General features: G+C 41.0%; 19 protein-coding genes and 1 pseudogene. 1 reads left to right on the forward strand and 19 read right to left on the reverse strand.

The features are described 5' to 3' along the window. Positions 1-368 precede the first annotated feature (368 nt). From H9L42_RS13530 to H9L42_RS13565, 8 genes are all read right to left on the reverse strand, one after another. The gene (locus tag H9L42_RS13530) at positions 369-842 is read right to left on the reverse strand and encodes a hypothetical protein (protein WP_187303943.1); all 474 of its coding nucleotides are present in this window, start codon (positions 840-842) and stop codon (positions 369-371) included. An 84-nt stretch (positions 843-926) separates the two neighbouring features. Next, positions 927-1,442, reverse strand: coding sequence for a hypothetical protein (locus H9L42_RS13535; protein ID WP_187303944.1), 516 nt, complete (start codon positions 1,440-1,442; stop codon positions 927-929). Positions 1,443-1,472: 30 nt separating this feature from the next. After that, positions 1,473-2,966: an MBOAT family O-acyltransferase gene (locus H9L42_RS13540; RefSeq protein WP_187303945.1), complete on the reverse strand. Its 1,494-nt coding sequence runs from the start codon at positions 2,964-2,966 to the stop codon at positions 1,473-1,475. Positions 2,967-3,065: 99 nt separating this feature from the next. Further along, on the reverse strand, positions 3,066-3,293 hold the full coding sequence (locus H9L42_RS13545; protein ID WP_187303946.1) for an acyl carrier protein: 228 nt from the start codon (positions 3,291-3,293) through the stop codon (positions 3,066-3,068). A 171-nt stretch (positions 3,294-3,464) separates the two neighbouring features. Then, on the reverse strand, positions 3,465-4,493 hold the full coding sequence (locus H9L42_RS13550) for an NAD-dependent epimerase/dehydratase family protein (RefSeq protein ID WP_187303947.1): 1,029 nt from the start codon (positions 4,491-4,493) through the stop codon (positions 3,465-3,467). Between the two features lie 13 nt (positions 4,494-4,506). Next, entirely contained in the window at positions 4,507-5,268 is a 762-nt protein-coding gene (locus H9L42_RS13555; protein WP_187303948.1) for an IspD/TarI family cytidylyltransferase, read from the reverse strand. 2 nt (positions 5,269-5,270) lie between these two features. Beyond that, positions 5,271-6,971: a CDP-glycerol glycerophosphotransferase family protein gene (locus H9L42_RS13560; protein ID WP_187303949.1), complete on the reverse strand. Its 1,701-nt coding sequence runs from the start codon at positions 6,969-6,971 to the stop codon at positions 5,271-5,273. Positions 6,972-7,042: 71 nt separating this feature from the next. Beyond that, positions 7,043-8,593, reverse strand: coding sequence for a glycosyltransferase (locus tag H9L42_RS13565; RefSeq protein WP_187303950.1), 1,551 nt, complete (start codon positions 8,591-8,593; stop codon positions 7,043-7,045). A 150-nt stretch (positions 8,594-8,743) separates the two neighbouring features. On the opposite strand from H9L42_RS13565, the gene H9L42_RS13570 reads away from it, so the two are divergent. After that, positions 8,744-9,823: a CDP-glycerol glycerophosphotransferase family protein gene (locus tag H9L42_RS13570; RefSeq protein ID WP_187303951.1), complete on the forward strand. Its 1,080-nt coding sequence runs from the start codon at positions 8,744-8,746 to the stop codon at positions 9,821-9,823. Positions 9,824-9,844: 21 nt separating this feature from the next. Here H9L42_RS13570 and H9L42_RS13575 read toward each other — a convergent pair whose 3' ends face one another. The 11 genes and pseudogenes from H9L42_RS13575 to H9L42_RS13625 all read right to left on the reverse strand — a co-directional run bounded on the left by H9L42_RS13575 (position 9,845) and on the right by H9L42_RS13625 (position 25,025). Next, entirely contained in the window at positions 9,845-10,966 is a 1,122-nt protein-coding gene (locus H9L42_RS13575) for a CDP-glycerol glycerophosphotransferase family protein (protein ID WP_187303952.1), read from the reverse strand. Between the two features lie 12 nt (positions 10,967-10,978). Further along, a complete protein-coding gene (locus H9L42_RS13580) occupies positions 10,979-11,707 on the reverse strand; it encodes an ABC transporter ATP-binding protein (RefSeq protein WP_187303953.1) in 729 nt (242 codons plus the stop codon). 9 nt (positions 11,708-11,716) lie between these two features. Next, the gene (locus H9L42_RS13585; RefSeq protein ID WP_187303954.1) at positions 11,717-12,523 is read right to left on the reverse strand and encodes an ABC transporter permease; all 807 of its coding nucleotides are present in this window, start codon (positions 12,521-12,523) and stop codon (positions 11,717-11,719) included. Positions 12,524-12,611: 88 nt separating this feature from the next. Then, entirely contained in the window at positions 12,612-14,702 is a 2,091-nt protein-coding gene (locus tag H9L42_RS13590; RefSeq protein WP_187303955.1) for a glycosyltransferase family 2 protein, read from the reverse strand. Continuing rightward, positions 14,689-16,050: a UDP-glucose dehydrogenase family protein gene (locus H9L42_RS13595; protein ID WP_187303956.1), complete on the reverse strand. Its 1,362-nt coding sequence runs from the start codon at positions 16,048-16,050 to the stop codon at positions 14,689-14,691. Before H9L42_RS13595 ends, H9L42_RS13590 begins: the two co-directional genes overlap by 14 nt. A gap of 6 nt (positions 16,051-16,056) precedes the next feature. Further along, positions 16,057-16,932 carry a glucose-1-phosphate thymidylyltransferase RfbA gene (gene rfbA, locus H9L42_RS13600; protein WP_187303957.1) on the reverse strand — a complete coding sequence of 292 codons (876 nt, stop codon included), beginning with the start codon at positions 16,930-16,932 and terminating at the stop codon, positions 16,057-16,059. A gap of 38 nt (positions 16,933-16,970) precedes the next feature. Next, the gene (locus H9L42_RS13605) at positions 16,971-19,613 is read right to left on the reverse strand and encodes a bifunctional glycosyltransferase/CDP-glycerol:glycerophosphate glycerophosphotransferase (RefSeq protein WP_187303958.1); all 2,643 of its coding nucleotides are present in this window, start codon (positions 19,611-19,613) and stop codon (positions 16,971-16,973) included. A gap of 148 nt (positions 19,614-19,761) precedes the next feature. Continuing rightward, positions 19,762-21,240: a hypothetical protein gene (locus tag H9L42_RS13610; RefSeq protein WP_187303959.1), complete on the reverse strand. Its 1,479-nt coding sequence runs from the start codon at positions 21,238-21,240 to the stop codon at positions 19,762-19,764. A gap of 80 nt (positions 21,241-21,320) precedes the next feature. After that, complete coding sequence (locus tag H9L42_RS13615; protein ID WP_187303960.1) at positions 21,321-22,445, reverse strand: DegT/DnrJ/EryC1/StrS family aminotransferase; 1,125 nt, start codon at positions 22,443-22,445, stop codon at positions 21,321-21,323. A gap of 20 nt (positions 22,446-22,465) precedes the next feature. After that, on the reverse strand, positions 22,466-23,596 hold the full coding sequence (locus H9L42_RS13620) for an alginate O-acetyltransferase AlgX-related protein (protein WP_187303961.1): 1,131 nt from the start codon (positions 23,594-23,596) through the stop codon (positions 22,466-22,468). A gap of 13 nt (positions 23,597-23,609) precedes the next feature. Then, positions 23,610-25,025, reverse strand: a pseudogene (locus tag H9L42_RS13625) (MBOAT family O-acyltransferase). Between the last annotated feature and the right edge of the window lie 8 nt (positions 25,026-25,033).

Here is a 25,033-nt window from a genome sequence, read left to right on the forward strand (position 1 = left end):
TTCTTCATTGATGTTCATATATTTTCCCCTCAAAAACCTAAAAAGTACTAAAAATCCTTTAAAGGCATTTTAATACTTTTTGTGTGCTCAATCTATGCATGGGCTATTTACCGTTTACGTTTCTTCACAGTCTCGAACAATTTATCCGTCGAACAAAAATAGAAGGTCGCATATCAAGCTATCCTTCTATATATTTTAACTTATCAATTTGGAGTGTCCAGTTACATATGTAAAAGATTTAGGCTTGTCCAGTTTTCAGGCTCCATCCCAAATTATTTATCCTTGACATAGGGTACAGTTTATTAGAATTTTTTCATATTTTGAAACAGTCCCATATTAAAACTTTTTACAACACCATTCAACTCTTTTTATTTATCCAATTTATTCTGCTTTTTCTCCACAAACTCCACATACGATTCATAGGACTCGTCCCAACTCTTGTAAGCAGGATCGCCTCTATGATCTTCCATATCATAATGCTCTGCAATGTAATTCGCTAAGTATTTCGTATATTTTTCCGCACCTAAAATGTTCGCATGATTTGAGTTATAAAAGTCTGTCTCCCAATTAATACCGACATCTTCAACCAATTCCTTCGTATTGAAATTCAATACCGGATACCCTCTCTCTTCTGCGATTCTTACCGCCTCGTTCAGTCGGCCCACATTGTCTTCTTTCGCTGAAAAAGGAGACAACACAAAGAGCACTTCTGTATCAATGGAATCACAATAATCCAAAAGGTCATTAAACATTCGTTCTGTTTCTGGAGCTAATTTCTCCGTATTCTCCGTATATACTGCCGGTTTCTGAGGTTTTTGAGCAAAGGTTTTTCCCTCGCTCAAAGTAAATCCCTTCCACAATGATTTTGCGTCACGATTCCAGAGGTCATCAGAACTCAAATCACCGCCGTTCCATCTGCTGTGGTATTAAAAAAAAGGAACATAGTAGCTCGTTCTATCATCAACAATATCATTGTCTCCCGGAAGTGCAAAATCGATTGACTCATCGATACATTCGATCCTTTCCTTAGAAAACCGCATAGAGTCCGTTACTTTTCGCAGACCTCCTTCGGAAACTCGATCGCATCCTCTGTTCAGCCATCGCAGTTCTACAATAAAAAGATCCGGATTCTGTGTCTTCTCCACTTCTTTCATCAGGGATTTGACAACAACAAAGGGCTGCCCGCTGGTTCCCATATTATATACGGTCATCCCAGTCTCATGGTAAGCTAGAGGGGCGCTCCAATATCGATTTGCGTTACTGGAACCAAAATAAAAACCGTCTATCGTATTTTCTTTTTCACTGTAAAATTGGTTGAAATTCTGCTTACTTTCCTCTGATTCCGCTATGGAAAAGACCTGATTCAAATAAAGGAACGCAATTCCGAGGATCAGAAGAAAAATCAGGCATCTTATCAAATTGTTTCTGCTAGCCTTTGACATAGTTACTCCATTCTTTTTTCTTTCTTCTCATTAAAACCCTCTGTAAATAAAAGTGCTTGCATCATAGCCAGGTCCGTAAACACCCATAACCAGTACAACCATAAATGCTGCCAGATAAATTCCCCAACGGAAAAGGATATTCTGTCTTGCCAGAGATTCCCGGATTTTTATTCCGTTTTCCTGCATCAGACTGATGACAAACCATACTGCGCATCCCACCAGCAGCAGAGCGTAATCCTCGTAAGTCAGACCAAGTTCCACAAGATGGTCGTTCAAGAAAATACCCGGGTTGAATACAAGGGCGGACTTCATCATAGAAATCGCCACGCCAAAGGAAGCTGCTTTCGGCAAAACCCTTCCGATTACAACCAGCAGGAAGGTCCTGCAGATTTTGAACAGTCTCCAACTGAAAGTCGTAGTGTCAATATGGAGAATTTTTTCCAATTTACGCAAAAACGGTTCAAATATCAGGCCCAGAATAATCAGACCGCCGTTATAAAGACCATAAGCGATATACTTAAATTCCGCGCCATGCCAGATACCAATCGTTAGGAAGGTAGCAAGCTGGGCTACAAGGACAGGGAACAGCTTGCCCAGACGGTCTCCAAATACTTTTCTCAGCTTCTTTCCCGCTTTTCCAAAGGTTTTGGAAAGAGAAATCGGATAGAAGATATAGTCCCGACACCAATTCCCCAGAGTAATATGCCATCTTCTCCAGAATTCGGAGATACTGTCGGAAAAGTACGGACGCTGGAAGTTGTCAACCATATCAATGCCGAGAATCCTCGCCACGCCTCTGGCTATATCAATACCGCCGGAAAAGTCTCCGTAAATCTGTATGCTGTAAAAAAGCAGCGCCAGAAGAATATAGAAACCCTGATATTCGGTATGGTTGTCAAACACCTCATTTACCAGAATTCCGGCCCGGTCGGCGATTACCAGCTTCTTAAAAAATCCCCACAGCATCAGCTGCGCGCCAAAGGTCAGATTCGTATAGGAAAAGGCGTGACCCTTATAAAGCTGCCCTGCCAGCTGATCGTAACGGCTGATCGGGCCCTGTATGATCTGCGGGAAAAAGGACACAAACAAAGCGAATTTAAAAATATTAGAATCCGCTTCGAATTTATTCCTATATAAATCGATGATATACGCAACCGACTGGAACGTATAAAAAGAAATGCCTAATGGAATCAGAAATCCGGCATCAAAATGGATCCCCAGTCCGAGAGCTTCAATGTAATAACGGAAGTATTTTACAACGGCCAGCACGCCAAAGTTCAAAATCAGTACCAGCGCGACCATTTTCCGCTTTTTCTTCTGAACTGCCGCTTTTCTCGCCTTCTTTTCTTCCCTGGTCAGTTCACTTCCATGTTCTTCGATATACTTTTTATGCTCTGTGTTTTTACGGCCGATATATCTCCCCCCCCCAAGAACGTGATAATGGTCGTAAACAGCACAAATACAAAGGTCTTCGGGCTTGAAATCAAATAGAACACATAACTGGCTGCCAAAAGAACGGTCCATCTGGCAGCCTTAGGAACAACATAATAAACGAATACAACAATAAGCACAAATACTAAGAAATAGAATGACGTAAATGCCACTTTCTTATACTCCTTTCGCTTATCCCTGTGCTCTTGTAATTAACTCCACCATTGCGTCTACGGAATTGAAATTTTCCGGTACTAAATCTTCTACGGAAATTTCCACATCAAATTCGTCATTCAGTTCGCCGACAATCGCTACGATATCCAACGATTCTAAAATTCCATCGTCAATTAACTTTGTACTATTTTCAAAGTCCACGTCGCTGCGTACGCCGGTTAAAATTTCTAAAATTGTTTCTCTCATAACGATAATCTCACTCCTTGCAAACTCACTTCTTATTTTCTTCTGTTAATGAATAGCGCTTTGACGCTTTTGCGGCCAATCAAGCCATTATTGATATTAGCACGCTCCTTTATTTTCGTCAAGAGGCTTCCGTAATCGTCAAGATTTTTTCACCAAATCTTCATTCTGCTTCTATTCTTCCAGATACGCCACGGTCCGCATCAAGCCTTCTTTCAGCGTATAGGAAGGTTTCCATCCAAGCTTCCTGATTTTATCACTGTTTAAAATTCCCAGTGTAAACGGAGCGCATCCTGTATTCTCATCTGCTTTCGGAAGATCAAAAACTAATTTCAGATTCCGCTCCGGATAAGCATCCACCAGCGTCTGTGCCAGCTCCCGTATGGAAACGGTAGATTCTTCCGAAGCAATATTATATACAAGCTCTTGTGAATTCAGCAGGATATAAAACAGCGCCGCTACCGCATCGCTTACATAGGTATAGGTGCGGACTGCCAAACCCTCGCTTTTCAGCACGATATCCTCATTACGGATTACATTCCGCAGAAAATCCGCCTGCACCCGCCCATCGTCGATGGACATCCCCGGGCCGAAGGTATGGGCCAGTCTGGCAATTTTTGTGTTCATGCCATACTGCTGCCGGAAACACGAACACATGGTTTCCGCCGCTTTTTTACCCTCCGGATAGCAGGAGCGAGGTTCCAGCGGATCGACAAATCCGTAGGTGTCTTCCGTAAACTCCCTCTGCCCTTCATATGGCTGTCCATAGATCTCTCTTGATGAGATGAAAAGATATCCTTTGGCGTTACTCTTTCGTGCCAGTTCCAGAGTATAATAGGTCCCTAATGTATTGGCGGCAATCGTACCCGCCGGATCTTCCCTCATAATCAAAGGACTCGCCGGGCTCGCCGCGTGAATGATATAGTCAAAACGAACATCCGTCTCAATCTCCCGAGACACGCTCTGTGTAATCAGAGACACCCGCTTCTTCAGATCCTCCGGCATTTTTTCTGGATGCCGTACCAGCCCATACAGCTTCATATCGTAATGCTCTGAATCATTCAACGCCGCTAAGGTCCGCAGCATATAAGTTCCCAGCATTCCGGAGGCTCCTGTTACAAGCACAGCCGCGGACTTCAGCTTTTCCCACTGAATATCCGCGCTGAGAATATTTTTTATATCTTCTTCCATTATTCTTGACATATATGATTCTCCTCTATTTGTTTAGTTTTCCGGGAACTTCCTTTTCCGCGAATCCGAAAACCTGTTCAGTTTCTCTGTACTGGATCATGGCCCGGAAGGTGTAGAGATCTTCCGGGGTCGTCACTTTAATGTTACCCCGGTTTCCCAGCACAATCGCGATTTCCTTTCCGTTTTGTTTCATCAACGTACACGTATCCACAATTCCCTCATACCCGGGATTGACTTCCCGCATTTTATGATGGGCCTCCATCACTTCCCCGAGATAAAAGCACTGCGGCGCCTGCGCGGTAAACAGTTCTTTCCGCGGCGGCACTTCCTCTACAAATTGTCCGTCCCGGCTGATCACCGGAGTCTCAAACAGCGCGTTGCAGGTTACGGCGGAACCTTTTTCTTTCACACATTCCAGCACATCGTCGATAAGTTCAGAAGTGATACAGGGCCTTACGCCATCGTGAATCAATACCACGGATCCCGGATCGTTTTCCTCTGCCGCCGCGCTGAGAGCGTTGTAAATGGAGTCCTGGCCGGTCGCCCCTCCCGGAACAATGCCTGCCACTTTGCTGATAAAATGGCGCTGAACATATTTCTCCAGCTTTGAAATATAGTCCGCTTTACACGCAATATAGATCTTGTCAATGTCCGGATGTTCTTCAAAAATATCCAGCGTATGAATGATAATCGGTTTTCCGTTTACTTCAATAAACTGTTTTGGAAGTCCCGCTCCCATTCTGGCGCCGCTTCCGCCGGCAAAGATAATCGCGATATTGGCTCCCATCTCTAACTCTCCTTTTTCAGTAAAATTTTATCAATTACCCGGTCACAGGCGTGGCCGTCATATTCCCCAAAGTTTTCTTCCACAAACCGCTCTATTTTCTCAGTTTCAAAATCCTGTTCTCTCAGAGCCCGCATCATTTCCGCAAAAGTGTCGCATACCTTTCCAGGCGCGCATTCCTTGACGCTCCTGTGCACGCCCCGAGTCAGCTCGTACATATGGCGGTCATAAGTAAAGAACAGTACCGGTTTTTTCATCAGGGCGTACTCGTAGTAGTTTGATGAGTAGTCTGTAATCAGTAAGTCCGTAATATAATACAAATCATTAATATTCGGATAGTCTCCAAAATCAAAAATCCGATCCCGGAATTTCTTTGGAATCTCAATAGGATCACTTACGAAGGGATGCATCTTAATCAGGAACACATATTCCTCTCCGCAGAACTCATAGAGCTGTTTCAAATCCAACTGTTCATAATCGTAGTAAGCAGATTTCTGCCCGGTTCCCCGGAAGGTAGGCGCGAGCAGAATTACCTTTTTTCCTTTCAGGGCCGGATACTGGCTGTAAAATTCCTTTCTGAACTCATCGATTTTTTCTTTATCCAGAAAATCATCCAGCCGCGGCATTCCAACCGGAAGAAACGCGTCTTTTTCAATGCCGAAAACCTCTTCATAAACGTGGACCAGATTTTTTGATCCGGTCAGAGCATAGGTATAGGCCTTATGGCAGGACTCGGAAGGGAACGGCGATCCTGCCTTTCCGAACCGGCTGTATCCCACGGATTTGAATCCTTCTCCCGCATGCCACACCTGCACCAGCTTCGTTCTCTTTGACAGCTTGAAAAATCCAAACAGGGGAGCATAATCGTCAATAAAGATAATGTCCTGTCTGACCACGCGAAAAACAGTCTTGATCCAGCTCAGAACGCTAGTATGTTCTCCCACGGCTGTCCGGAAAGCATAAGATAGTTTAAACTCTTTGTCAAGACCCCGTTCTTTGATACGTTCATCGATATATTTCAGATTCCCCCAGAGGTAGTCTTTTGTTTCAGACATAAAGAGAATCCGTTTTCCATTTTTCGGCGTTAAAGCCGCCGCTATATGATAGAAAATACGAATCAGACGAATAACCGTAAACATGTAAAAGCGGTTCAGCTTGCCCAGGAAGGTAAACGCTTCCTTGATATATTTCCGCTTACGCCACTTTTTATTCATGATCATAAAGTAGTTATTGAAATATAGCTCCAGATTTTCCCCATCAAAACAGGTCAGGCTGAAGGAAAGGTTGTAAGCGTATTTTCCCCTTCCATAACGGAAAATCCTCGACCGCTCGTCCAGGTGATATCCCAGCTCCGTAGTCACGCTGGAAACACAGAAGCCCTCCGGCACAATGGCGGCAATTCTCCACTGCCCGTTGTCCAAAAATTCTCGGCCGTTTGCTGCCGACAGATTCAAGGTAAAAGAATAAACATTGTCCTTGCAGGACTCCGGAACCAATTCCACCGTCTCATTGATCTGCAGCTCCAAAATCGGCTCCGCGCCTTTTTTCAAGACCTGCTTTTGATTGATGACCGCGCGCCGGAATCTTGCCAAAACAAATTTAGGCTGTTCCGGCCCCGGATAGTTGCTTTCTATCTCAAAATGCAGGAAAATACGTTCCCACTCCAGACGAATCATTTGAAATTTAAAATCTCTGCACCACTCCATGAATTACTGTGTCCTCCCTGATATTTGCTTGTATATCGTACCATAAATCGGTTGAAAATACAACATTTCGCTCATTTGAAGCCCTCGGGCTTTTTCATCATGAACCCCTTTCCCTCTTCCGGCTGTCCTTCAATCCAATCAACAGCGCCTTTTTTCCTATATGCTAAAAAAGGAGTTCTAAACATTTTGGGAGACTTAAATACGTCACCAGCCTTGCAACTGTAACATCTTGCCGCAACCATTTTCCCCTGTTTCAACTCCATAATCGGAATCAAAATACTTTGCAGCTGTGGACGTTCCCAAAAGACACTCAAAAGTTCATTTAGTGTATTTTCTGTAAACCAAAGCTCTTCATCAAGTATTATTATAAACTCTCCTTTAACTTGTTCGCTCAAACGTCGCTCTATCTTACGAAAGTGAAAGTTTTCTTTTGCTTTATATGTTTCAGTAACACGAGGTTCCAGTTCACCATCAGCTAGAATTTCGAAAAATGGCATTTCCTGCTTATAGCATGAATTTAAAATCCCATTCACTTCATCTTCCATCAGAGTTCTTTTTAGATAAATCGTAACAAACGGGCGTTCCGCCGCCTTTTTTCTTGTCATCACACCTTCATGCAATCTTAATTCAGGGTTCTGCTCCAGAATCTTCTCCCACATATCCGGGAACATTTGTTGCCTGCAATATTCCAGATGTATCTCTAATTCTGTTGACAAATCCGTATCACTCAACCATAGTTTACGATAATAGTCTGCAAGAAAATCACTCCTTACAAAGCGATTATAGAACGTAGAGCGATAGATTAACCGATCCTTTATTGCCTGTGCATAGTCGCCATCCATATGCTCTTCGGAACTACCTTCCATTTTTGTATCTTCCAGAATTCTCTTTTCCAGCAACTGAAACGTCTGGTGGGAATATTTCAACTGCTGTAAAGAAGCCATCTGCGTCGCTGATGCCTCCTCCCAGAATGGCCGCCGTCTGTATTCATACGCAATCACTGGAGCGCCAGTGATTTTCCCACAATTATGCGCGAACTGAATTAAAAAGAGTCCGTCCTCCGTAATTTTTAAATCTGTACGGAACCGTAGATGTAATTTCTCTATCGCGGCTCTTCGAAAAAGCTTATTACAAACGCTGAAAGCCCACAGCATATCCGGATCAAATCTTCGAATTGTTCTTTTATTTGATAGCCGAATTGAAGATTTTACCATTTTGGTGCCACTAACATTTCGGATTCGATACCTACCAATAACCAAATCTGCAAATTCCAATTCTGCCGCCATTACCATATTTTCTAATGCCCATTTAGGAATAAAGTCATCTGCATCATAAAAAGCAACATAATCACCACGAGCCAAATCCATCCCCCGGTTTCTCGCCACTGAAACTCCCTGATTTTTCTGTGTATATACATGGAATCTGAAATCAGATTTACAGTATTCTTCTATAATATCAATCGTATGGTCCTGAGATCCATCATTAATTAATAATACTTCATAATCTGCAAAGGTTTGTGCTTTCACAGATTCGAGGGTTTCCACCAAATATTTTTCTACATTATAACAAGGTATTATAATAGATACCTTAGGCGAATCGCCATTTGTTCTTTCATCAGTCACAAAACCACTCCTTTGAATATGAATGAAACTCTATCCCAATTATATCATAGCAAATTCCCTTCTTGCATACGTTGACGTAATATTTTTTAAATGATATCATGTTATCGGGAGTTATATCCTATAATATCTGAAATTTAAAGGAAGAAAGATATGTTGCGTAAATTATTTCATACAATTATAGAAAGCCCCAAACAGAATATAATCAGTCAAATTATCCGCAGGATCTTTCATCACATACGAAATGTGGATCGCAATACGATTTTACTGTTAAGCTCCAATATGGGATCGCATTCTGAATTATACGCCATTGCAAAAGCAATGATTGATCGAAAGCTGCCTTTCAAAATATATTGGGCAGCAGATAGTGATTTAACTTCCGCTATTTTACCAAAACAAATAAAGAAAGTTTCGATCGGTTCCTATAAGTTTTTCAGGGCCCTTGCAATAAGCCATATTCTGGTCGAAGATTCCTTTGCTGTCACCTCTTTTAAATTGCCTAAAAAGGCAAATCAAGTGCTATTTCAAACGTGGGAAAACTCAATTTATGGATCCCTCCAAAATTCCTTTTACAATAGCGCTTCCCACAGCCTTCCCGTCCAAAAAAAAGCAACACATCAAATTGATTACTGCATTATTGGAAGCCTTTTTGAAACAGAATTTTTTCACTCTGTTTTAGACACTGACATCCCTATGTTGGCTTATGGTCATGCCCGAAATGATCAATTTTTTGTTACAGATAAAAGAAAAATTGCACAGCTACATCAAAAAATCTGCAGCAACGCTGACATATCTCCAGAGCATCAAATACTTTGCTACGAAACTTCTCAGCCCACAACTCTTTCGACACAGGAACTCCAAATGCTAGAATATGCTTTAAAAGAAAAATTTTCTGGAAATTGGAGCATTATATTGAAAAAAACGGATGAGCTTCCCGTCTATGCAGACGCTTATCTCCTGGAAGGCTCTGTGCGCAGCCTGGATTATATGATATCACAACACCCGTGCTTTTTTCTGAAACGGGATCTTGGCTCTATAGCACCAGAGCTAGATTTTTTTGCGGAAACACCTTTTCCTGTCAGTTCTACCATATCGGAGGTAGTCGAACAGATTTACCGCTTTGATATAGTAGTTTACCAAAAACAAATTTTTTCATTTTTCCGAGAGTATGGTATCGTAGAAGACGGTCATGCAAGTGAAAGGCTTATAGAAAAATTTCTGGAAATTATCTGAGAAATCTATGGATATCTCTTCTTATCTAGTAGCAGTCAATATGAAGTCGGTCATGGCCTCTGTAGCGTGTTCAGTTGGTTGTACATACTTGTCAGCAAATAGCTTGAGCGCTTTCCAATTATACTCTCTTGATTCAATAGCGTCCATAATCTGTCTCGCATCTGGCGATATCGGCCCGGGACATTCTGCACTATAGTCAATTGCAAGTCCCCTGGATTTTTCATATTTTTCAAGATCAAATGCGAAAAAATAGAGAGGAATATTTCTTACCGCAGCTTCATAAACGACACAAGAGTAATCACTTATCACATAGTCTGCAACAAAAATCATATCAAATGTGGAGAACTCCTGAGCGATAATAACCCTACTGTCCGTTATCGAAATTTGTGATAAAGGATGCAACTTCACAATAAAATTATAAGACTCAAAGTCTATCTCTTTTATCAATGAATTTAGCGCCACCTCCAATTTACTTTCGTCGCCCTTTCGAAACGTAGGACAATATAAAATGTTTTCTTTATTCTGGAGTTGTTCATATCGCTTATAAATCTTACTACGGATTTCCCCCTCATAAGGTTTCTTACCTGTTAAAAGATCAACTCTGGGAAGTGGATAAATCCGAATTTTATGTGCATCACAGTCGAATCCCCGCGCCATATCCATTCTATAGGCCTCCGAACTGATCATTACATAATCGTAATTTCGATGCATTCTCATAGCCTTGGCCAACTTGAAACTAGCACCCTCTTCCTTTCCCATTGCAGTATAGCCAAACTCTTTCATACTCCCCATAGAATGCCAAATCTGAATAATTGTTAGCGCCTTTTTATGTTTAAGCATACTGGCGACAATACAATATCCATCTATAATCAGCACTTGCGCTCCCGCGACATGGTACATCTGACGCAACATATGGAATCCGTAAGAGATCGCTCCCAATATAGATTTATCTAAAGTTTTACAAAGCATAATTGTCTTTGCACCTCTATGCGAAAGTTCCTCATTCAAGAGCTGAAAATCAAGTGACGGAATATTGCTCTGCCTGCTAATCAACACAACTTCCTCTCTAGTTGGAACCACAAATTTAATTACCGCATAGATTAAATTCATTAATAAAGCCATCATTTTTATCGCCAGACCCATAGCTACTCCTCTTTATTTAGCAATCTGCTCATACCGCTGAATTGCTGTATCAATGTCAGTATCAAGAATCAACTTCCCGTTTCTCATAACGATTCCTCTTTTGCAAAACTGTTTTGCCGTAGCAGTAGCATGTGTAACAAAAAGAAGTGTGACATTATCCTTTTCAATAATTTCATTTACTTTATTCAGGCATTTATTTTTAAATGCCACGTCGCCGACACTAAGGGCTTCATCAACAATAAGAATCTCCGGGTTGATATTTACATTAATTGCAAATCCAAGTCTGGCCTTCATTCCACTAGAATACGTACGGACTGGCTGATCGATATACTCTCCAATCTCTGCGAAGTCAACGATCGTACTTTCAAGATCGCGGATTTCCGTATCTTGCATGCCACTTAACTGCCCCTTCAAATAAATATTTTCTCGACCTGTAAACTCTGGATCAAAGCCTGACGTCAATTCCAGCAATGCGCTGACCCTGCCCTTGACAATAATATCTCCCTGTGTCGGATACGCAACGCCCGTAATCATTTTTAAAATCGTCGATTTCCCTGCTCCGTTTTTTCCAAACAGCGCGACAGATTCGCCTCTCTGGATCTTAAAAGAAACATTATCTACTGCTTTTTTATCTTTATGGGGTATTTTTTTAGAAAATACCGAAAGAAGCCGCTGCTTATCATTTTTATATAGTTTATAGGTCTTCGTTACCTCTTTAAACTCAATCACAATATCTGGCATTTTTCTCTCCTATAAAACATCCGGGATCTCTTTTATTAATTTTTTATAACTCCAAAAAGCAAGAAGCATCATAACTACCAGTACAATACAGAAATACAATAAATGCGTCGGTTCCTCAAAAAACCAGACTTTATAAACAAATACATTCCGAAAACCTGAGACAATATAGGTGATCGGATTAAACATTAACACAGTATGCAAAGTTCCATGATCGATCCTATTTACATCCCACATGATTCCCGAAAGCCAAAAAAACGCCGTTGTAAAAGATTTGACTAAATTAAGAAAATCCTTACTCATAGCGGATAGCATTGATGAAAATAGTCCCCAACATGTAAAAAACAGAAACATGCATAACATGTAAAAGGGTAGCTGCAACATGTAAACGTCTGGGAAAAAACCTGATACCCCATAAATAACTACAACAATAACCATCAAGCATAGGTGAATCGCAAATTTTGACAATGACACAAATGTTGGTATTGTCGCAACAGGAAACTTCATCTTTGTGACTAAAAATTTATATTTCCGAATTGCACTCGCCCCCTGCGTAATCATATCGCTCATATAGAACCACGGGATGATACCGGCAATCAGCCATAAAATATATGGGATTCCATTAATATCAGCGCCAAGCCTTAATCCGATGGAAAAGGCAAACCAATACACAAAAATTGTAATAGTCGGCTTTACGATGGCCCACGACCATCCAAGTGCGGCTCCACTATATGTTTTAACAATATCTGCTTTTGCCAGCTTAAAAATTTGATGTCGCCAGGCTATATGATCTTTAATTATATTGACTACAAGTCTCATACCGTTCCACTCTCTGTCCTTTAGCTTCTCAATATCTGTATTCAAACATATGGTATTATAGCATGGTCTTCTTTTGAATACAAACAAATTATTTACGTCCAATCCACTTTAACAGCCGCCTTTTTACCTTTTTCAATATAGTTTTTGACTGTTGTTCTCCAATGTTCCTTTTTTCTTTTTCCAGCTTTATTTTTTGGTTCATTTCCTTGCGAAACAGGTTATAAAGTATTCTTGAGAACAAATCATCCAGGAAACTCACTTTATCCCGCTCTCCTTTTTCTAACTGACTGTAAGTCCGCTCGCATGCGATATAAACCCTGCGTACAGCTTTCAAAATACTGGATTGAACGTCCTGCGGGCCTTCAAAGTTAGCCGCGTAAGACAGCATTTGTATATATGCTGTGAAGTATCCTTGAAGATGCGCGGCGGAAAGCTGCTTTGTCATAATGGAGCCATCTCTAACTCTACGTATATACAGACTTTCTTTTAAATATCCCGCTAACTCCGCGCGCAGCAACGCTTTAAAAGAAAAGTAGTTGTCTTCGTGCAACATACCTTCCTTAAACACAATATGTTCATCACACAGGAATTTTCTTCTAAAAAATTGCGCGCAGACAGATTCTCTGAATTCATTATTTCGGATCATACGTGAAAACAGTTCCTGCCCGGGCATATCGAGCATATAATTATGGGTACGTGTATAGTACTTTTTAAACTCTGCCTCTTTTTCACTTAGCTGTTCTTTCTCTTCTACAGTCAGGTTATATAGTATCAAATCCAAACGCTTGAATCCATCACTATGCGCCCTGTCGTAGAGATGCTCTACCGCCTCCGGCTTCAAATAGTCATCACTGTCTAAAAATAAGATATATTCACCTTTCGCCATCCGCATCCCCACATTACGGGCAACGGCAACACCCTGCCAGCACTTATCCACTACTACGATTCGAGGATCCCTCTGGGCAAATTCTTTCAGGATTTCTATGCTTCTGTCTGTTGAACCATCATTTACACAGATAATTTCAATATCCGACAAGGTCTGATTCCTCGCGCTCTCCAAAGCTGCCGCCAGATACTCCCCGGTATTATATACCGGGATAATAATGGAGGCCTTACATTCATCATCGCCATACTGGCGGCAGTCAATAACCTGTTTGATCGTCTCTTTCCCAACCGTTTCCTCTTTTTCAAATCGCTTCAGAAGGACAGACAGTTCTGTATCTCGAAGCCTTTCAAATTCTGCATACTGTAATTTATTATAAAAGTGATCTGCTGTCAGAGTATCCAGATCTGCCATCCTGACACCATCTGAAAAGAATTTCTGATACAATTTCTGAAACGCCTGTGGAGTCTTCAATGAGTTCAGATTATATACACTTGTATTTAATACCAGATTGGCAAACCCGATTTTTACGTTTTCATAGATTCCCATGGAAACCAGTTCTTCTTTAATCTGTTCCAGCGCAGACATAAAAAGCAGCGGTGTCTTATCATTCATCGACTGCAGATTCCCTGCCCCTGCCATTTTTCTGTAATTCACAAGGCGCTCATTAATTGTCGCGATTTTCTCTGCTTTTACCATTGCCATGCCAAAAAAGCGTAAATCATTCGCCCTTTGACAGTCCTGGAATTCCAGATTGTTTTCTTCAATGAACTCCCTCCTGTAAAGCATGTTCCAAGGAGCCGGTGACGTAATACTAAAAATTACATCCGGAATATCCCTCCAGGAAAAAGGAGCTTTTGATGGAAGAATACGGGTATCCAGATATTGTTTTGGTTTCCGAATTTTATTTTCGCTGTGATTAAAGGCGTTCGCATTACAAATACAGATATCGGTCTGATATTTCTCGGCCTGATTATATAATTTCTCCAGAAACGTATTTTCAAAAAAATCATCCCCGTCCAGGAAAATGATATACTTCCCTTGCGCCTTTTTCATTCCGTTATTTCGTGCAACCCCCGCGTAAAGATTCTGTTGTTTTAGCACCTGAATTCTGGAATCCATTTTTTCGTAATTTTCCAGAATTTGAGGGGTTCTGTCTTTGGATCCATCATCAACACATATGATTTCAAAGTCCTGGAATGTCTGATCCAACAAAGAATCCATACTTTGCTCTAAAAACCTCTCCAGATTGTAAATTGGCATTACAATTGAAATTTCAATCTTACGACTCTCCATCTTTTCTCTCCATCATATATATATTTAAGTTTTGAGATAAGCTTCCCACGGTCTTTCTTCCGATTGAAGCATAAACAATCGCCTCATTTTCCATATCCTCGAGGCAAAAACAATTTCTCCCGTCTATAATAATCGGTCTGCGCATTTCTTTAAAGTCCGCAGGAGTAAGGGCCTTCACCTGATCCCATTCTGTGAGAATCAGGCATAGATCCGCTTCCCGCAGGCTTTCTCTAAGAGAACCACAAAAGCGAATTTCCCCCTTTGCGCTGTTATCCACCTGCCCGCGAAACGCGTCTTCCGCGCACGGATCCCACGCTCGAATCTTCGCGCCATCTTCCAGCAACGCCGGGATAATAGCCAGGGAAGGAGCTTCTCTCAAATCATCTGTCCCCGGTTTAAATGCTAACCCCAGAACCGCAATTTCAATTCCTTCAAAAGAATCATAATAATTTTTTGCCTTCTGCAAAAGACGGAATTTTTGATTTTCGTTTACTGTGATTGCTGCTTTTACGGTTTTTATCTCATAGTCATTCTGGATTGCCATCCAGTGCAGGGCTTTTGTATCTTTCGGAAAACAAGACCCCCCATATCCAATTCCGGCACGCAGGAACTTGTCGCCAATTCTCGGATCGAATCCCATACCAGTCGCCACATCTTCCACATTGGCGCCCAAACATTCACAGAGATTGGCTATTTCATTAATATAAGAAATTTTCAGCGCCAGGAAATCGTTTGACGCATATTTTATCATTTCCGCGCTTCTGCGATCCGTCAGTACCAACGGCTGCTTAAGGGGCTCATATAACGCCTTTATTTTCTCTCGCGCATAATCACTTTCACAGCCTGCCACAATCCGATAGCCTTGCATCATGTCAGAAACAGCCGTCCCCTGCGACAGAAATTCCGGATTTGAGACTACCTCCACATGTATTTCTTTTGTAAGGTTTTCCTGAACAATCCGTTCCACCTCATCGTTTGTGCCTATAGGCACCGTCGATTTTACAATAAGAATCGCATCATGGTCAAGATTATAACAGACTTCCTTTGCCGCGCCGAAAACATAAGAAAGGTTTGCGGATCCGTCTTTTTTCTCTGGAGTTCCTACTGCGATCATAATGATCGCAGCGTCTTGGCATCCCTGTTGATAATCTGAAAGGAACCTCATTCTATGCTTATTCTTTTCCAAAAGCTCAGGAAGCCCCTTTTCAAAGATCGGGCATTCTCCATTTCTCAGTCTTTGTATTTTTTCTTCATTCACGTCAATACAGACAACATCATGTCCGATTTCTGCTAGAACAGCCGCCGATACCAGCCCCACATATCCGGTTCCGATAATCGTTACATTCATATTCCTCTACCTTCCTTTCTCCCTCTGCAACAGAGATCGAATATATTTTCCGTACTGTGTATTTTCATACTCCTGGCAGGACTGTTTCAGGCATTCCTCATTGATGTATCCCTTTTCCCAGGCAATCCGCTCCAAAACGCCGACAAAGATTCCACTATCCTGCATTTTCTTTATGGAATTTGCCGCATAGAGCAGACTGTCCGCGGTTCCCGCGTCAAACCAGGTAAATTCTCTCGGAAGCGGGCACACAGAAAGCTTTCCCTCCTGCATATAAAGTCTGTTAATATCTGTGATTTCCAGCTCCCCTCGAGCGGAGGGCTGTAATGTCTTCGCCTTGGCAACTACATCATTATCATAGAAATACAGCCCGGGTACAATATAGTTTGATCTTGGAACGGCCGGTTTTTCTTCAATGGAAACCGCATACCCCTCCGCGTTGACCTCTACCACGCCGAAGGGCCTCGGATCCTCCACCCAATATCCAAACACGGATGCATACTGGTGCTTGCGCTTTTCCTCCAGCAACAACCTGTCAAAATCCGGCGCGTAAAAAATATTATCTCCAAGAATAAGACAGACTCCGTCCGTCCCAATAAAATCCTCTCCTACCAAAAAAGCGTCTGCAATTCCCTTCGGAACTTTCTGCTCCCTGTAGGAAATCGACAGTCCTAATCGGCTTCCATCACCTAAAAGCTCAGAAAAACTTTTTTCTTCTCCCGGCGGAATAATAATAAGAATATCCGTAATCTCCGCTTTCATCAGCACTTCCAGAGGATAATAAAGCAAAGGCTTATCGTAAATTGGAAGCAATGGCTTACATACCGGCTTTGTCATGGGATACAAACGAGTCCCTTTCCCCGCAGCTAAAATAATTCCTTTCATCTGTTAACCTTTCCATTCGTTCAGACTTTTACTCTGCCTTACAAAAGCTTATCATATACGCGGCTGCAGTTGTTTTGATCCGTCCACGCAAAGAACTGTTCCACGCGCTCCCTATATTTCTTTTCCATCTGACAGCCATCTTTCATGCAGGCAATGAGCGTTTTTACCGTTTCCGTATAATCATAGCAGCATGGACCAAATCCGTCGGCTTCATAATCAAAATATCCCTTTTGATAATGTTCCCTATAGAATTCTTCCACGTCAAACAAGGTATAAACTACAGGCTTCTTCAAATACGCAAAATCAAAATAAATGCTGGAGTAATCTGTAAGCAACAAAGCCGCTTCATTGAAAATCCTGGTATAATCCGCTGCCTCCGCAACTACTCTTATGGTTTCATTTCCCGTAAAATCTACCGCTTGATTTTTAAAGACCGGATGCAGATAAAAATCCGCCATATAACCGTAATCTTTTAAAGCCCTCAGCAGTTCCGCATCATTAATCAAATTGTTATAGAACTGAAAATACTCGCTGTTTTTGAATTCACTTTGATAAGGACGCTCTGAATTTCCATATATAATCGGACCTGCCAGTGTTTTTCTCCAGGTAGGCATGATTACAATTTTTTTCTGTTTCTGATCCTTCAGCGCGTCAAAACGAGGCAGTCCTGTCAGCACAATTTCTTTCTCCGTATAACCATAGCCACCTTCCAACAGAGAGCTCCGTTCCCTCTCCGCGGAAGTAATGAAAATTTTAATATTTTGTTTCTGCTTGTGCAGCCAGTCGGACAATTGCGCTTTTATAATTCCATGCTGCAAAAATACAAAGTCAAACTTGTATAAGTTTTTCATAAAATCCCGGTCAGTGTCAAACGCGTTCTGCACCCAGGGGCTGGCCTGCGACGAAATAATTTTATCTGCCAGCAAAAAATTCAGCTTATATTTTATTGTCCCAGGGCATAAAACCTTTCCATACTGTGTCAACCGCTGAAAATCGTTAGACTTTTTATCCAATACAAAATAAATCTTCTGATTTCCAGCCCTCTTGGGATCGGCTAAGTATCGAAAAAGATGTTCCCCATTATCTCTGGCCATATTCGTTCGATCCGAAAGAATCCAGATAGGTTTCTTCTTAAAAATTTTTTTCCAGTAGTATAACGCTCTGTATAAAATAAGGACTCCCTTTCTTTTTTGCAGAAGCTCCCGCATATATTTCCATTCTGCCTTGATGCGAGATTTTTTTCTGTCCTTCCGGCATTTTATTTTATCATCTTCGTATTTAAAGAGATATCCCCCCTCTGCGTAGTAGGCTTTAGAGAGTTTATGATCGAGCTTCCCATAATAACCAAACCAAGGCTTCACTCTTAGTTTCTGTCCGTCCACTTCCGCAACAAACGTAAAATCCTTTCCACTCTCAAGCGGAAGCTCTACCCGAAAACCAGTATTATAAAGCAATGTCTTTCCTGTAAACGCTACCTGGTCCTCATACCCCATTTTATACAGTTTCAGCGGAAACTCCTTGCCATTTTTCCCTTTCACATACAACCGGCATCGTTCTCCAAGATAATTTAAAGTCGTAATTCCTTCTATTAGCAACGTTTTCCCTTGTACTTCCAGAATGTTAATCTTAAATCGCGACCTTTCTTTGACATTAAAAATCGCAATTCCCCGATAAAACAAACGCGGCTTGCGCAGTTCCGCCTGTTCTACCACCTTCTCCTTATATTTCATCTCAAGAGCGAAAATTTTATAGGCCGCAGGCAAATACTTCTGTTCCCATATAATTTCATCATCGATCTCTTCTAAAAGCTCTGTCAGATACCTTTTATACAAACCTCGTTCTTCCTGGGAAAAGTTCTCCGGCATCAGCGTCTTCAGCCTCCATTGGAGATCATACATGACAAGGTACTGAATATATGGGATTACGGTTCCATATTGTTTTTTGGATAGTTTGAATAGCTCCTGGTAACAATACTCCGGCGTATCAAAATACCAGGTTCTGCTGGAAGTGCTAAAATCGATGGCGGAATCGTTTGAAAGCCGTTTCCGGTAATGGTATACTGCTTCCGGAAGTATTCCGTATTTTTCCTTTTTCAGGATAACCTGTGTAACAAAAATCGAGTCCTCAGAAATTTTCAGCCGCGTATCAAACGCTATGCCTCTTAACGCATCCTTCCGAAAAAAAACCGCGTTTACCGCCATCTGAATATAAGTATGCTCTGACTTAATATCCACAAGCCCATCTTTGGCCTGTCTGAATTTGTAGTCCAGCGGGTGAACAAAGCCATCTCTTTTTCCAAAAAATCGATGCCTGCAGGCAACTGCGTCGACTTCGTTATGCTGCTCTAAGAATGCATAGGCCTTTTCAAAGGCATCCAACTCCCATCTGTCGTCCGCGTCAAAAAAGTTAATATATTTCCCCTGGGCGTGCTTTATGCCTTCATTTCTCGCGCTCGAAACGCCCCCGTTTTCTTTGCTGACATATATAATATTTTCAGGATAGTCTTCTTTATACCGCAGACACAGGTCTTCAACGCGATCCGGACTCCCATCATTAACAAGGATAATCTGAATGTTCTCTCGAAACCCAATCGTCTGTTTGATGACACTTTCGACTGCCTCTGCAAAAAAGTTTTCTACGTTATACAGTGGCATGATTACTGAAAACTTATATTGAAACATATCGCCTAATATTCCTTTCTTTCCCTCTACACATATCCTGTTCCAAACGATAAAGCCATTTGCTTCACAATATGCTATCACAACTATATACAAAAATCAATTAAGGGGGACAGATGCTCAATACCTGCTATTTCCCCGCGGCTCCCCTTTAAGACCTGCCATTTTGTAATTTAAAAAAGGGTGCCAAGCCAATAAAATATAAAAGTATAAAATCCTGCTGCAACGGGAAAATTGCCTTATCCAACATAGACAAAATGCAGAAGGAAGTAATAGCCAGCACGCTGAACAGCCCCCCTCTTTGATATTTCCTATAAAAATCTTTTGAAAAAAGGAAGCGAAGAAGGCAAACGCCTCCATAGACCGCGATCATCAAGTACAGAATGCCGGCCGCTAGTCCAAAACGATATGCTACTTCAAGAAATACATTATGCGCCCACGGCTCTCCTGCTGCAACAGGGTATCCTTGAATCACATTATTCTTATCATGCCCTTTCCAACTGATTTCTTCAAGATATAGTTTCCAAATATTCAATCTGCCAGAAGAAAGCTGATTTAAATCTTTTCCCTCCATTGAAAACCGCTGTGCAATCTCACTCTGCTGAGGCTGTACACTTTCTTCGGATCCGCTCAGCTGTCCCTGTAGCGCGGCTTGCGCTGTCTCCGAATTTCGCAACTTTTTCCCGCGTTTTTCTGCCCGCAATTCGCGCGCTTCACTTTTTACCATTTTTACGGTTCCTTTTACTACAGTCGCAACAGGCTCTTTAACTGGTACAAAAGTGTTATTAAGCAGCATTTCATTTACCGGTCTGCACCCTATCACCAGAACAATCAGCAATAAAAATTTAACTACCGTTTTTAACTTATCTTTAGACGTTCTTAGATCATATCGAAAATAAAAAATCAGAAAAACAAGGCTCTGTGCTACTATCGAAATCAGCGATGTTCTCGATCCAGAGAAAATCGTCAGACTGATTGCAATTTCACAGGTAAAAACCCCCATAATCCATGCAGAGCCCTTTCTGCAGGTAAACAGATATAGCCCGCATGTCATCGCGGAAGCGGCGATCATTCCCAGATAATTGGCGTTCGTTGTAGCGCCCATGTATCTTCCTGAAATTACGGTATGCTCGTTAAACGGAGCAAAAATAACGCATAGGATAAAGAACAGGAAAAACACAATCGCAATGATCTTCGCTGCTATTAAAAAACATTTCTCATAATCGCCTCTGTTATTCCAGACCAAATAGAAACAGGGAAACAGAAAAAGAACCGATGTCGCAAAGGTCATGAATCCCTCTCCCATGTCCAGAACCAAACAGGATATAAAGATAATTATGCCAAATGCTACCCAGAGAGCACTAAAAAAGTGATTCCATTTGATCGCCTTTAATGGTCGAGCTATCGACATTATAATGTTAATAGAAAGAAAAATCGTACTGACAATTCCTCTTTGCGTATAATTCAAATCAAAACCAAAAATTCCAGGCGAATAGCACATGAAAAGAAACATTATCATCGCAAAAAATGAGAAAAAGGCAATGCCCTGCCTAATGGCAGGGCTAATGTACCTTGTCCCTTTATAGATAATATTTAGTACTGTTATATACACATACTGTAGCAGTTCCATAATAACCCCTCTTTTTTATGTCTACGCTGCTACTATGTTACCATATTCAGGGGGGAAAGACAAACTTATCTTATTCTCCCTTATAGATTTTCTTTTATAACCGACGCCACCAATGCGATATCTTCCTCCGTTATATACGGATGAATCGGCAGCGACAAAACCGTATCGCACAGCTTTATTGTATTGGGGAACCGTTCATCGCTTCCTGCCTGTCCGCCGAAAGCGCCTTGTTTATGCATTGGCTTTTGGTAATAAATCATGCTTGGAATGTCTTTTGCTTTCAGGTCTTGCTGAATTCTATTCCGCGTCTCCCGATTCTCAAGCTGAATCGTATACTGTGCCCAGCTTGAATAGAATCTCTCCGGAATAATCGGTGTTTTAACAATATCTTTCAGCTTTTCCGTATACCGCTGTGCCGCCTGATTAATATCCTGCAGTTCATAGTCACGAAACGCCTTTAATTTGATAGACAGAATCGCTGCCTGGATCGTATCCAGTCTGGAATTTAGACCAATTCTTACATTGTCGTACTTTCCATCTCCCTTTCCATGGATACGAATGGATTCCAAAAGCTGCGCAGTTTCATCATCATCTGTGAAAACTGCTCCTCCATCCCCATAACAGCCAAGAGGTTTTGCCGGAAAGAAAGATGTTGTGCTAATATCACCAAAGCTGCACGCCTTTTTTCCATCTATAGAACCTCCAAAGCCTTGTGCTCCATCTTCTAAAAGCAACAGACCATACTTATCGGCAATCTTTTTTAATGCCATAAAATCTGCCGGAAGCCCAAACAGATCAACTGCAACAATAGCACGTGGTCTCAGTTTTCCTTCTTTTATTACATTTTCGATCTGAACAATCAGGCTTTCCTCTGAAATGTTGAAAGTATCCAAATTCACATCTACAAATACCGGCGCTGCCCCTGCATGGGCTACAATTTCTCCTGACGAAAAAAAAGTAAAATCCGGAACAAATACAGCGTCTCCTTCTTTTATATCCCAAGCCATCATCGCCATTGTCAGCGCATCTGTTCCGTTTGCGCAAGTAACGCAGTGTTTTACTCCAACATAGTCCGCCAGCTCCCTTTCCAGCTCTTTCACCTGCTGGCCGTTTATGAAATTACAGTCTGTAGCGACTTGTATCATGGCTGGGTCAATGTCTTTTTTTAATGCTTGGTATTGTTTTTTTAGATCTCTGAATTGCATTTTGAATTCCTCCTATTTTATCATACTTTTACAAAGTTTCCATCTCCAGGGAACATTAAAATTACAATGTCCGGTTGATATTCATCTATATATTTGACATAACTATCCGTATATCTTCCCTCCTGTGGGTCTAAATATCTAGTTTCTTTAAAGCATAAACTGTAAAATCCTAATTGCGGCCTTGCAAATGAATCCGCTATAAGCAATGTCTTTAAATTGTTACCGGCTTTTTCATTTTTTACCCGATTCTCATTATATGCCCCATAAGCATGCGCATTATATTTGTTCAAATAGGTTTCATCATTGAGAAGGTCTTGATCGATCAAGACACTTTGATAATCTCCTTCTTTTTCCCAATACATTGTTCCTTCACTGTATTGCTGAAATAAAAATTTGGTATCAAACTTTGGATAAACTATCTCAAAGTCATCTTTTCCAGCAAAATAAGTTCCAGTTCTGACACCCTCTGCTCCCAAAAATACATTGTTATAGGTCTTTCTTATATAATTTTTTTCATTGAAAAAATCCCCCTTCCGATCTGCAAGACGAAAATCATACAGTTGGTTCAATTCCTGTATAATCCTTGCAGTTGCGCAATAGGCACTTTCTGTTGTCCAATGGTGATCCGTTGTAAAAAAATCCAGTTCACCTTCCATCTCTGATCTTAAATCAATTGTCGGAATTCCCGCCTTTTTGATCTGTTTACACCAGTAATCATACTGTCTGCTATATTCGAACTGCTTTCCGTATGGCATTGCACTTACTGCCCAGGGTCTTTGCACATATAAAACCTTGCAGCCTTTTTTCTCTGCATGCTGTAATATAGCAATCGCCTTTTTTACCTTTTTGGCTTCCTCTTTTTCGTTAAATTTATAGTCAACCGCCCACAAAAAATTCAGTTTCCCATTATCCCCTTTTATCACTCCGTTTAAAATCTTTTGGTCCATCAGATTGGCAAGACCACCCTGTAAATTGATGTAACTCATCTTGCTGTAAAAATTATCATTATAAGTATTTTCTATTTGGGAAGGGTTCCAACCGATTTCTCCCGCAACGATATGATACAAATTTTTCAAATTAAGCGCTGCGACTACGAAAATCACAATAAGGAATAGAACAGGAACCGCTGCTTTTTTCCACCAGGATAGCATTCTCAGTTTCCTCCTAAAAATTAAAATAAATAAAAGGATTATACGCTCCTATCGCAAGATAAGAAACTGCAACAAAAAATAAAGCAATATAAACAATCGGACTGACCATTTCAATCAGACTATTTAGTTTGTTATTATGCGTCAGTGACTTTCTCATGGAGTAAAAGCCAGCAAATCCATATATCAAAGCGACCACCAGAATCACTTTGTATTCCAGAAGATATTGCATTGCCAAATTATCAAATAAACCTCCCTTTAAAGAAAACATAGAAAGAAGGTACTTGGCTGTATACTCTGCGCCTATATCGCGGAAGAACACACCATTCAGTATAAACAGACAAATGAGTGTAAATATGCGATACAAAAATCCTGCGCGATTTAAACATTCTGGGAGTTTTAATTCCTTCTCTATTACTAATAGCACAAAATAAGCAAGCCCCCAGATCAGGAATGTCCAGCTTGCACCATGCCAGATTCCGGTCAAAGCCCATACAATAAACATATTTCTTACCCAAATCAGCTTTCCCCGTCTTGAACCGCCTAATGGGATATATACATAATCTCGGAACTAGGTACAAAGGGAAATATGATTATATTTCCAGAATTCATGGATCGATCTTGCTCTGTATGGATAGATAAAGTTCTCCGGGAACTGAAATCCAAACATCTTTCCTAAACCAATTGCCATTTCCGAATAACCATCGAAATCAAAATAGATCTGTAACGCATATGCAATTGCTCCAAGCCATGCAAAGCAAACGGAAAGATATCCGTCTTCAACACTGTTAAATGCCGCATCTGTAATCATGGCCAGATTGTTTGCAATAATTACCTTTTTGGATAATCCTATTAAAAAATTTTTTGTGCCACTGGAGAAATCATCAAAACTCACGTTTCTCACATCCAGCTTTGATTCAATATCGGTATATCTGACGATCGGGCCTGCAATCAGTTGTGGAAAGAAAGAAATATATAATGCCACATACAAAATATTCTTTTGTACTTTCGTATCGCCTCGATATACATCAATAACATAGGACATTGCCTGGAAAGTAAAAAAAGAGATTCCGATAGGCAGTACAATATCTGTTTGCGGAAGTATATTTCCAAAGAAGTGATCAATATTACTAACCGCAAAGTTCAAATATTTAAATATAAATAAAAGTCCCAAATTCGCTACTACCGCTAAGGCAACGATTCTCTTTTTATATCTTTTATGTCGATCAACCAAAAGCGCCCACACATAATTCATAAGAATGGAGGCCATCATTACGAATACAAACTTTGGTTCTCCCCATGCATAGAAAAATATGCTGGCGATCAGCAGTAGCAAATTTTGCAGCTTTATGGATTTTCTAAAAACTGTATAATATAAAAACAATACAATTGGCAGAAATGCAAATAAAAATATTAAACTTGAAAATAGCATATACCTGC

The sequence above is a fragment of the Zhenpiania hominis genome, assembly GCF_014333425.1.
Taxonomy (GTDB): Bacteria; Bacillota; Clostridia; order Peptostreptococcales; family Anaerovoracaceae; genus Hominibacterium; species Hominibacterium hominis.

Excerpts from the sequence above, each read along its gene's own strand:
- H9L42_RS13620 (WP_187303961.1), bottom strand. The coding sequence starts at position 23,596 with ATGCTATCCTGGTGGAAAAAAGCAGCGGTTCCTGTTCTATTCCTTATT.
- H9L42_RS13545 (WP_187303946.1), bottom strand. The coding sequence starts at position 3,293 with ATGAGAGAAACAATTTTAGAAATTTTAACCGGCGTACGCAGCGACGTG.
- H9L42_RS13550 (WP_187303947.1), bottom strand. The coding sequence starts at position 4,493 with ATGTCAAGAATAATGGAAGAAGATATAAAAAATATTCTCAGCGCGGAT.
- H9L42_RS13605 (WP_187303958.1), bottom strand. The coding sequence starts at position 19,613 with ATGTTTCAATATAAGTTTTCAGTAATCATGCCACTGTATAACGTAGAA.
- H9L42_RS13615 (WP_187303960.1), bottom strand. The coding sequence starts at position 22,445 with ATGCAATTCAGAGATCTAAAAAAACAATACCAAGCATTAAAAAAAGAC.
- rfbA (WP_187303957.1), bottom strand. The coding sequence starts at position 16,932 with ATGAAAGGAATTATTTTAGCTGCGGGGAAAGGGACTCGTTTGTATCCC.
- H9L42_RS13590 (WP_187303955.1), bottom strand. The coding sequence starts at position 14,702 with ATGGAGAGTCGTAAGATTGAAATTTCAATTGTAATGCCAATTTACAAT.
- H9L42_RS13580 (WP_187303953.1), bottom strand. The coding sequence starts at position 11,707 with ATGCCAGATATTGTGATTGAGTTTAAAGAGGTAACGAAGACCTATAAA.
- H9L42_RS13595 (WP_187303956.1), bottom strand. The coding sequence starts at position 16,050 with ATGAATGTAACGATTATCGGAACCGGATATGTGGGGCTGGTATCGGCG.
- H9L42_RS13560 (WP_187303949.1), bottom strand. The coding sequence starts at position 6,971 with ATGGAGTGGTGCAGAGATTTTAAATTTCAAATGATTCGTCTGGAGTGG.
- H9L42_RS13585 (WP_187303954.1), bottom strand. The coding sequence starts at position 12,523 with ATGAGACTTGTAGTCAATATAATTAAAGATCATATAGCCTGGCGACAT.
- H9L42_RS13535 (WP_187303944.1), bottom strand. The coding sequence starts at position 1,442 with ATGTCAAAGGCTAGCAGAAACAATTTGATAAGATGCCTGATTTTTCTT.
- H9L42_RS13570 (WP_187303951.1), top strand. The coding sequence starts at position 8,744 with ATGTTGCGTAAATTATTTCATACAATTATAGAAAGCCCCAAACAGAAT.
- H9L42_RS13610 (WP_187303959.1), bottom strand. The coding sequence starts at position 21,240 with ATGGAACTGCTACAGTATGTGTATATAACAGTACTAAATATTATCTAT.
- H9L42_RS13540 (WP_187303945.1), bottom strand. The coding sequence starts at position 2,966 with ATGGACCGTTCTTTTGGCAGCCAGTTATGTGTTCTATTTGATTTCAAG.
- H9L42_RS13555 (WP_187303948.1), bottom strand. The coding sequence starts at position 5,268 with ATGGGAGCCAATATCGCGATTATCTTTGCCGGCGGAAGCGGCGCCAGA.
- H9L42_RS13575 (WP_187303952.1), bottom strand. The coding sequence starts at position 10,966 with ATGGGTCTGGCGATAAAAATGATGGCTTTATTAATGAATTTAATCTAT.